Raw genomic sequence first — 8,981 nt, 5'->3', positions numbered from 1 at the left:
GTCGGCGCGCTGACGGTGTTCGCCGCCGGGCATGCGGTGGCAGCGCTCAGCGAGTCCTTCGCCGTGCTGACCGTGGCGCGCGTCATCACCGCGCTGGCCACCGGGACGTTCTGGGCGGTCGGTGCGGTGGTGGCCGCCGCGGCGGCCGGTCCCGCAGCCGGTGCGCGAGCGCTGGCAGTGATGTCGGGCGGCTTGAGCCTGGCCGTGGTGGCTGGTGTGCCGCTGGGCACCTTCGCCGGCCTGCTCACGGGGTGGCGGGGTCCGTTCTGGCTGCTGGCGGGCCTGTCGGTGATCGTGGCTGTCGCCGTGCAGCGACTCACACCCGCCACCAACGGCGACCGATCCGCCGAGCTGTCGGTCGGGGGCGAGGTCAAGGCGATCCGGCCGTGGCGGGTGTGGGCGATGCTGGCGGCGATCGTGTTGGCGCAGGCCGGCTTCCTGGGCACCTACAGCTTCATCAGCCCGTTGTTGACCGATCGCTCCGGTGTCCCGGAGGCGCTTGTGCCCGTCGTGTTGGCGGGACTGGGGATCGGGGCACTGATCGGTACCGCCGTCGGGGGTCGGTTCGGAGACCGTCATCCGCTGGCCGTCATCGCCCTGGCGACGACGTCATCGGCAGCGGCGATGCTGGCACTTGCGGCCGCAGCCGGCCACACGACGATCGCGGTCACTCTCGTGGTGCTGCTCGGCGCGTGCGGACTCGGCGCCAACCCGGTGTTGATCGCCCAGGTTCTTCGTCACGCCGGCGGTGGTTCGACCCTGGCCTCGTCGATGGCCACTGCCGCGTTCAACATGGGCACCGCAGGCGGATCCGCACTCGCGGGCGCCATGCTCTCGACACCGTTGGGGCTGACCGGACCGGCCGTCCTCGGTGCACTGATCACCGGCTCGGCCCTGATGCCGCTGACGCTACTGGCCGTCGCCAATCGCCTGGCCAGGCATGGTCACGGCCTTCGCCGCACGCCGAAGTCATTGCCTGACCGGCAATTCGAATACCAACGATAGGAGTGGACATGACGAAAGACGTCAACCGACACCGTGAGGACGAAGTGGAAGCACCGCACCACAACGGCTTCGGCCGCCGCATGCTCGCAATCGCCGGCGCCGCCGCATCGGCGGTGGCAGTTCTGGCCGCTGCCGGTTGCGCGGCCTCCGAGCCCAGCGGCACGCCTGCACCGTCGGTGCCCGCGGCCGCGACACCGGATCTGCCACCCGGTGACACCAGTCGAGGTGCGGACAACTTCTACAGCAGCGAGCAGGTGACGGTCCAGAAGGTCACCTTCAAGAACCAGTACCAGATGAACGTCGTGGGAAACCTGTTCGTCCCCAAGGACATGGCACCCGGCTCCAGGGCTGCGGCGATGGTCGTCGGTCATCCGATGGGAGCGGTCAAGGAGCAGAGCGCCAACCTGTACGCCACCAAGATGGCCGAACAGGGGTTCGTCACGATGTCGTTGGATCTGTCGTTCTGGGGTGAAAGCGACGGCCTGCCACGCAATGCCGTGTCGCCGGACATCTACGCCGAAGACTTCAGCGCGGCCGTCGACTATCTGCGCACCCAACCGTTCGTCGACCGCGAACGCATCGGCGCCCTCGGCATCTGCGGCAGCGGCAGCTTCGTCATCAGCGCGGCGAAGATCGATCCACGCATCAAGGCCGTCGCGACGGTCAGCATGTACGACATGGGCGCCGCCAACCGCGACGGGCTGCGCAACGCCGTCAGCCTCGATCAGCGCCGGGAGGTTCTCGCGCAAGCCGCAGAGCAGCGCGACGCCGAATTTGCCGGTGCGCCGACAGAATTCACCGGCGGTACACCCGAGGAACTGTCCGCGGCGTCAACCCCGATCGACCGCGAGTTCTACGACTTCTATCGCACCGCACGCGGACACAGCCCCGACACCAGCACCCATCCCACGCTCACCAGCAACGTCAAGTTCATGAATTTCTACCCGTTCTCCGACATCGAGACCATTTCGCCTCGGCCGATGCTGTTCATCTCCGGTGACCAGGCCCATTCGCGCGAGTTCAGCGAGGACGCCTACCGGCTGGCCGCCGAACCCAAGCAGCTGGTGCTCGTGCCCGGAGCCGGGCACGTCGACCTGTACGACCGAGTCGACCTCATCCCCTTCGAGACGTTGACCACCTTCTTTCGCACCAACCTTGCCTCTGCATGAGGACAGACGAGAGGACGACACAGATGAAGCCGATCCTGGCGATGACGGTCCTGCTGGCCGCGGTCACCCCGTTGACCCTGGCGAAGGCCGGGCCGGCCGGCGCCGATGGCGGAATCCAGATCTCAACCGGTCAGGAGCGGCCTTCCGGACCGGGGCCTTCCGAGAACTTCACCGGTCAGGTCGGGGTGAAGCCGCTGTTCGACCCGAATGACGCCCGGACTTTCGGGGCAGCCGAGGTGACCTTCAGTCCGTGTGCACGAACGGCATGGCACAGCCATCCCGGTGGGCAGACGCTCATCGTCACCTCGGGCACCGGCTGGGTGCAGCAGTGGGGCGGTCCCAGGCAACCGATCAACCCCGGCGACGTGATCTGGACCGAGCCCGGCGTGAAGCACTGGCACGGCGCCCGGCAGGACACCGAAATGACCCACATCGCCGTCCAGGCCACCGTCGACGGGCGTCCCGTCGACTGGATGGAACACGTCACCGACGAGCAGTACCGCGGATGACCGACCGGCCATGTCCGTCAGCTCGCGTGACGACCAGGCCTAGTCGGCGGCCGGCTCGATCGGCGGGGCCGGGATGCCGGCGCGGCGGGCCGCGCGGCGCCGCTTGATCCACTCGATCAGCATCGGCAGCACCGACACCAGCACGATCGCGATGAAGATCGGTTCGAGCAGCTTCTGGATGATCTCGAACTGGCCGAGCCAGAAGCCCAGCAGTGTCAGGCCGACGCCCCACACCACCGCACCGAGGATGTTGTACAGCGCGAACACCGGGTAGCTCATCCGGGCCGCGCCCGCCGTCAGCGGTGCGAGCGTCCGCACGATGGGCACGAACCGGGCCATCACGATGGCGAAGGGTCCGCGCTGCTCGAAGAACAGGTGCGCCTCGTCGAGGTAGCGCTGCTTGAGGAAGCGCGCGTCCTGCTTGAACATCGCGGTACCGATGTTGCGGCCGATCCAGTAACCGACCTGACCGCCCAGGATCGCCGCGATCGGGATGAACACCAGCAGCTGCCAGAGCTGGAAGTCGGGCACTTCCTTGCCCTGTTCGGCCGCCGCGGCGGTGCCCGCGGCGAGCATGCCTGCCACGAACAGCAGAGAGTCACCCGGCAGGATCGGGAACAGCACCCCGGACTCGACGAAGATCACCACCAGCAGTCCGACGAGCGCCCAGGTGCCGAAGTACCCGAGCAGGGTCATCGGATCCAGGAATTCGGGCATCAGCGCCAGATGGGTGGTCGGGGTGGTCATGGCACCCCAAGATACCGGCGCGGCCACGGCGTCCCGAAATTCAGCCGCGCGGCCCGGGCCGGTGAACTTCCTGCTAACGGGAATCCATCAGGCTATTCGCATAGCTAGGGTTGTATTCATGCCTACCCACACCGCCGTACAACTGGCTGCCGTCGGCGAGAAGCTGACCCTCGTCGACGTCGAGACCACCGCCCCCGGGCGTGACCACGTCCGCATCGACGTCGCCGCGTGCGGCGTCTGCGGCACCGACCACGCCTTCGTCAACGGCGCCTTCCCCGGGATGACATGGCCGCTGACGCCGGGTCACGAAGTCGCGGGCACCGTCGCCGAGCTCGGCGACGGCGTGGAGGGCTTCGAGGTCGGTGACCGGGTCGCGGTCGGCTGGTTCGGTGGCAACTGCAACCGCTGCGTGCCCTGCCGCAAGGGCTTCTTCATGCAGTGCGAGCGGGGCCAGATTCCCAGCCTGAGCTATCCCGGTGGCTACGCCGAGTCGATCACCGTGCCGGCGACCGCGCTGGCCCGCATCCCCGACGAGTTGTCGTTCGCCGAGGCCGCGCCGATGGGCTGCGCCGGGGTGACCACCTTCAACGCGCTGCGGCAGACCCGCGCCGTGGCCGGCGACCTGGTCGCGGTGCTCGGCATCGGCGGGCTCGGCCACCTCGGTGTGCAGTGGGCCAGGGCGATGGGCTTCGAGACCGTCGCGATCGCTCGCGGCGCAGGCAAGGCCGACGACGCCAAGGCCCTCGGCGCCCACCACTACGTCGACTCCACCGCCGGCGACGTCGGCGAGGCGCTGCAGAAGCTGGGCGGGGCGGCGGTGGTGCTCGCGACGGCGGCCAATTCGCAGGCCATGGCCGACACCGTCGGTGGACTCGCCGCACAGGGCGAGCTGGTCATCGTGGGCGTCACCGCCGACCCGCTGCCGATCAGCCCGATGCAGCTGATCACCCCAGGGCTCACCGTCACCGGCCACCCGTCGGGCACCGCCCGCGACGTCGAGGAGACCATGCACTTCGCCGTGCAGTCCGGCGTGCGGGCGATGATCGAGGAGCGGCCGCTGGCCGAGGCCGCCGAAGCCTACGCGGCGATGGACTCCGGCCGCGCGCGCTACCGCATGGTCCTCACCATGTGACGACTCGCCATGTGACGCCGGCCGGATCGGCGCATACTGGCCCGTATGCCGATCGCCACGCCCGAGGTGTACGCCGAGATGCTCGGCCGCGCCAAGGAGAACTCGTTCGCTTTTCCCGCCATCAACTGCACGTCGTCGGAGACCGTCAACGCGGCGATCAAGGGCTTCGCCGACGCGGGCAGTGACGGCATCATCCAGTTATCAACGGGCGGAGCGGAATTCGCTTCCGGTCTGGGTGTCAAGGACATGGTCACCGGCGCCGTTGCGCTCGCGGAGTTCGCGCACGTGATCGCCGAGCGCTACCCGGTGACCGTCGCCCTGCACACCGACCACTGTCCGAAGGACAAGCTGGACACCTACGTCCGTCCGCTGCTGGCGATCTCCGCCGAACGGGTGGCGGCAGGCCGCAACCCGCTGTTCCAGTCGCACATGTGGGACGGGTCGGCGGTGCCGATCGACGAGAACCTGTCGATCGCGCGGGAACTGCTCGCCCAGGCCGTCGCCGCGAAGATCGTGCTGGAGATAGAGATCGGCGTCGTCGGCGGCGAGGAGGACGGCGTCGAGGCCGAGATCAACGACAAGCTCTACACCTCGGCCGAGGACTTCGAGAAGACCGTCGACGCACTCGGAGCCGGCGAGCACGGCAAGTACCTGCTGGCCGCCACGTTCGGCAACGTGCACGGCGTCTACAAGCCGGGCAACGTCAAGCTCAAGCCGGAGGTGCTCGCCGAGGGGCAGCGGGTGGCCGCTGCGAAGCTCGGACTCGATTCGCAGGCAAGGCCTTTCGACTTCGTGTTCCACGGCGGCTCGGGATCGCTGAAGTCGGAGATCGAGGACTCGCTGAAGTACGGCGTGGTGAAGATGAACGTCGACACCGACATGCAGTACGCGTTCACCCGGTCGGTGGCCGCGCACATGTTCACCAATTACGACGGCGTCCTCAAGGTCGACGGCGAGGTGGGCAACAAGAAGGTCTACGACCCCCGCAGCTACCTGAAGAAGGCGGAGGCGTCGATGTCGGAGCGCGTCGTCGAGGCGTGCAGGGACCTGCACAGCGACGGCAAGTCGGTCACCGCCGGCTAGTTGGCGGGCGCCTGGCAGATCTTCCACTGGTCGTCGCGGAACTGCAGGTCGAAACTGCGCGTGGAGCGCGTCTGCGGCGCGAAGGCCATGAAGGTGGTGACGTTCGCCTCGGCGTGATCGCCGTTGACCACCACCTGGTCGATGCTCGCGACGACGGGATACTGCTTGGCTGCGGACACCCGGGCGTGCGTATCGGCCCAGGTCCGGTCGTTGTAGTTGACGTAGCTGTCGCGGGTGGCGCCGCAGGTGATGCTGCGCAGGGTCGCGAGGTCGCCCTTCTGCATGGCGGCGTCGTAGTTCTGGATGGTCGCGCGGACCTGCTCCTCCTGCGACACCCCACCGTCGGACCCGCGGGTGAGCAGCAACGTGCCGAGGATTGCGATGGCCGCCAGCGCGGCGATCACCAGCACGACGGCCGCAACCCAGCCCCAGCTGCGCTTCTTCGTCGGCTGCGGCGGCCTGGGCTGCTCGCCGCGAGGCGGGATCAGTTGCGGCGTGGCGGCTTTCGGCTGACCCGCCGCCTCGCCGCCTGCCGGCGCTGCGGACGTCGCGAACACCTCGGTGGCCGGTTCCTGCGGGCTGTCGATCTTCTGCGTGGTGCCGGCGTCGAAACCGGACGGCGCGGTGAACCGCCGCTCACCGGCCTGCGGGTCGGTCTGCGATTCGGCCGGCTGCGGGGTGGACGCGAAGACCTCGGTCGCCGGCTCGTGATCGTGCTCCACCGGCACCAGGACTGCGTCCTCGGGTTCGGCGTCGTGAGGTTCCGGCTCCCTCGGTGTCGACGCGATCACCTCGGTGGCCGGCTCGTGCCCGCCGTCCGCCTGCTGGACGTCGATGATCTCGGTCTCGGCGGCGGACTCGGTGGTCGCCTCGTCAGCGCCCGGCGGGTCGTGCTCGGCCGGCGGGGTCTGCTCCTGCGCGTCGGCCGTCGGCTCGGTCGGCTCTTCGCCTCGTTGCGGCCCTGGTGGGTTCGACATCCCTGCTGTTTTCCTCCTCCGCGCGTCCTACGCCGGAAGCTTATCGACCCGGCGGGGGTGATGCCGTGGAGTGCCACCCGGAGACCACACGGCACAATGGCCTCATGACACGGATGGGCGACCTCCTGGGACCGGAGCCGGTGCTGCTGCCCGGCGACATCGACGCCGAGGCCGAACTGGCTGCCGGCGAGAATCCGTCCATCGTGGCCGCTGCGCATCCCTCGGCATCGGTGGCGTGGGCGACGCTGGCCGAACAGGCGCTGGCCGGCGATCAGGCGGTCGCGGCGTACGCCTACGCCAGGACCGGCTATCACCGGGGTCTGGACCAGCTGCGCCGCAACGGCTGGAAGGGCTTCGGCCCGGTGCCGTTCCGCCATGAGCCCAACCGCGGATTCCTGCGGTGTGTGGCGGCGCTGGCCAAGGCCGCCGACACCATCGGCGAGACCGACGAGTACGCCCGTTGCCTGGACCTGCTCGACGACTGCGATCCGTCGGCGCGCGGCGAGTTCGGTCTGGCCTGAGCGCCCTGCGCGGCCGGACTACCAGTTGCTGTTCTCGCAGTTGCAGTCGGCGGCGCCCGCAGGCGGCTCCACCTGCACGGTCGCATGGTCGAGTCCACGGGCGGTCAGCACCGCGCGGGCGTCGTCGAGCACCCGGGCAGAGTCGGCCTCCGACGTGAGGTGTGCGGTGACCATGTCCTTCCCGGGCACCAGGGTCCACACGTGCAGGTCGTGCACCTCGGTGACGCCGTCGACCGCGCACAGCGCCGAGCGCAGTTCCTCGACATCGATGTGCTGGGGCGAGGACTCCGACAGGATCCGCAGTGCCGCGCGGGCCAGTGCGAACGCCCGTGGCAGCACCCACAGCGCGACGAACACGGCGACCACCACGTCGGCGTACGGCCAGGCCGTGGTGACCGTGACGATGCCGGCGATCAGCACGCCGATACTGCCGACGGTGTCCGCCACGACCTCCATGTAGGCGCCCTTGACGGCAAGGCTCTGCTCGGACTGGGAGCGCAGCAGCAGCACCACGATCGCGTTGGCGAGCAGGCCGGCCAGGGCGACCACGATCAGCGGGACACCGGGCACCTCGGGCGCGTCACCGAGCCGCTCGAACGCCTCGTAGAGAATGAATGCGGCCACGCCGAGCAGCAGCACCGCGTTGGCGACGGCGGTGAAGACCTCGGCGCGGTGCCAGCCGTAGGTACGGGCCGGCGACGCGCTGCCGTGCCGGGCGAGCAGTACCGCGGTCAGTCCCATGAACATCGCGACGAGGTCGGTCAGCATGTGGCCGGCGTCGGCGAGCAGCGCGATCGAGTCGATCCACAGCGCGGTGACCAGTTCGAGGACGAAGAACGCGGACAGGATCGCGGCGGCGATGATCATCCGGCTGACGCGGGTGTCTCCGCCGCCGTGACTGTGGTCGTGTCCGGCGCCCATTCCAGCAATCTATGCGTAAAGACGCATATATCGCAAGGGCTTGCCTAGAGCCAGGCGGACCAGAACCGGGTCAGCTGGTTGCCGACCGCACTCAGCCCCGACGGCACGCCCGAGAGCTCGAAGAGCCAGTACACCGCGCCGAAGAACCACTGGTTCAGTTCGGGCACCAGCAGCAGCACCAGCAGGACGAGGAAGCCCCACCCCTTGACCGGCTCGAGCGAGCGCTGGGTGTCGGGGCTCAGGTGCGGTTCGAGTGCGCCGTAGCCGTCGAGCCCCGGCACCGGCAACAGGTTGAGCAGGGCGCCCGTCACCTGCAGGAAGCCCAGGAACGCCATGCCCGCCCAGAACACCGCGTGCGCCGGGTCGTACAGCAGCCGGGTGAGCGTCAGCAGCAGGATCGCGAGCGCCACGTTGGCCGCGGGGCCGGCCAGGCTGACCAGCGTCTTCTGCCGGGCGGTCATCCACGACGTGTGCAGGTAGACCGCACCGCCCGGCAGCCCGATGCCGCCGAGGGCGATGAACAGCACCGGCAGACCGAGCGACAGCAGGGGATGGGTGTACTTGAGCGGGTTCAGCGTCAGGTACCCGCGCATCTCGACGCTCTTGTCACCGAACCGCCACGCCGTGAAGGCGTGCCCGAACTCGTGCAGGCACAGCGACACCAGCCAGCCGGAGATGACGAACACGAACACGCCGGCATAGGCCAGCGGCTCCACGGTGTCGGCGGCCAGCCACGCCAGCACACCGCCCGCCGCGGTGAGAGCGACGATGGCAAGGAAGACCGGGCTCGGCCGCACGGACTGGCGCGGCGTACGGATGCTCACGATTCGACGCTACCGATCTTCGGTAAGAAGGACCCATGACGACGATCGCACCTCCCGCGCCGCCCCCCGCGCTGCCGCCGCCGGTCCCGGCCG

Annotated in this window: 10 protein-coding genes; 6 read left to right on the top strand and 4 right to left on the bottom strand. The window is 69.0% G+C overall.

The window, feature by feature from the left end:
- The 3 genes from Q2100_RS19090 to Q2100_RS19080 all read left to right on the top strand — a co-directional run.
- Positions 1-1,005, top strand: a 1,005-nt coding sequence (locus tag Q2100_RS19090) for an MFS transporter (RefSeq protein WP_302915320.1), incomplete at its 5' end; no start/stop codon positions are given.
- An 8-nt stretch (positions 1,006-1,013) separates the two neighbouring features.
- Positions 1,014-2,174 carry an alpha/beta hydrolase gene (locus Q2100_RS19085; RefSeq protein ID WP_302915319.1) on the top strand — a complete coding sequence of 387 codons (1,161 nt, stop codon included), beginning with the start codon at positions 1,014-1,016 and terminating at the stop codon, positions 2,172-2,174.
- A 23-nt stretch (positions 2,175-2,197) separates the two neighbouring features.
- Entirely contained in the window at positions 2,198-2,683 is a 486-nt protein-coding gene (locus tag Q2100_RS19080; protein WP_302915318.1) for a (R)-mandelonitrile lyase, read from the top strand.
- 39 nt (positions 2,684-2,722) lie between these two features.
- Here Q2100_RS19080 and Q2100_RS19075 read toward each other — a convergent pair whose 3' ends face one another.
- Positions 2,723-3,430: a DedA family protein gene (locus Q2100_RS19075; protein WP_302915317.1), complete on the bottom strand. Its 708-nt coding sequence runs from the start codon at positions 3,428-3,430 to the stop codon at positions 2,723-2,725.
- A 118-nt stretch (positions 3,431-3,548) separates the two neighbouring features.
- Here Q2100_RS19075 and Q2100_RS19070 point away from each other — a divergent pair, with 118 nt between their 5' ends.
- Positions 3,549-4,562 carry an alcohol dehydrogenase catalytic domain-containing protein gene (locus Q2100_RS19070; RefSeq protein WP_264015627.1) on the top strand — a complete coding sequence of 338 codons (1,014 nt, stop codon included), beginning with the start codon at positions 3,549-3,551 and terminating at the stop codon, positions 4,560-4,562.
- 45 nt (positions 4,563-4,607) lie between these two features.
- Positions 4,608-5,645 (top strand): class II fructose-bisphosphate aldolase, encoded by a 1,038-nt coding sequence (fbaA, locus tag Q2100_RS19065; RefSeq protein WP_302915316.1) that lies wholly within the window; start codon positions 4,608-4,610, stop codon positions 5,643-5,645.
- Here fbaA and Q2100_RS19060 read toward each other — a convergent pair.
- Complete coding sequence (locus Q2100_RS19060; protein ID WP_302915315.1) at positions 5,642-6,622, bottom strand: Rv0361 family membrane protein; 981 nt, start codon at positions 6,620-6,622, stop codon at positions 5,642-5,644. The genes fbaA and Q2100_RS19060 overlap by 4 nt on opposite strands.
- 104 nt (positions 6,623-6,726) lie before the next feature.
- On the opposite strand from Q2100_RS19060, the gene Q2100_RS19055 reads away from it, so the two are divergent.
- The gene (locus Q2100_RS19055) at positions 6,727-7,143 is read left to right on the top strand and encodes a DUF3151 domain-containing protein (RefSeq protein WP_264015624.1); all 417 of its coding nucleotides are present in this window, start codon (positions 6,727-6,729) and stop codon (positions 7,141-7,143) included.
- Positions 7,144-7,161: 18 nt separating this feature from the next.
- On the opposite strand, the gene Q2100_RS19050 is transcribed toward Q2100_RS19055, so the two are convergent.
- Entirely contained in the window at positions 7,162-8,064 is a 903-nt protein-coding gene (locus Q2100_RS19050; protein WP_264015623.1) for a cation diffusion facilitator family transporter, read from the bottom strand.
- A gap of 44 nt (positions 8,065-8,108) precedes the next feature.
- Positions 8,109-8,888 (bottom strand): site-2 protease family protein, encoded by a 780-nt coding sequence (locus tag Q2100_RS19045; RefSeq protein WP_302915314.1) that lies wholly within the window; start codon positions 8,886-8,888, stop codon positions 8,109-8,111.
- Positions 8,889-8,981: the final 93 nt, after the last annotated feature.

This window comes from Mycolicibacterium arseniciresistens (genome assembly GCF_030519285.1).
Taxonomy (GTDB): Bacteria; Actinomycetota; Actinomycetes; order Mycobacteriales; family Mycobacteriaceae; genus Mycobacterium; species Mycobacterium arseniciresistens.
Note: the sequence above shows the minus strand (reverse complement) of the source record. Positions and strands in the feature narration are given on the sequence as shown.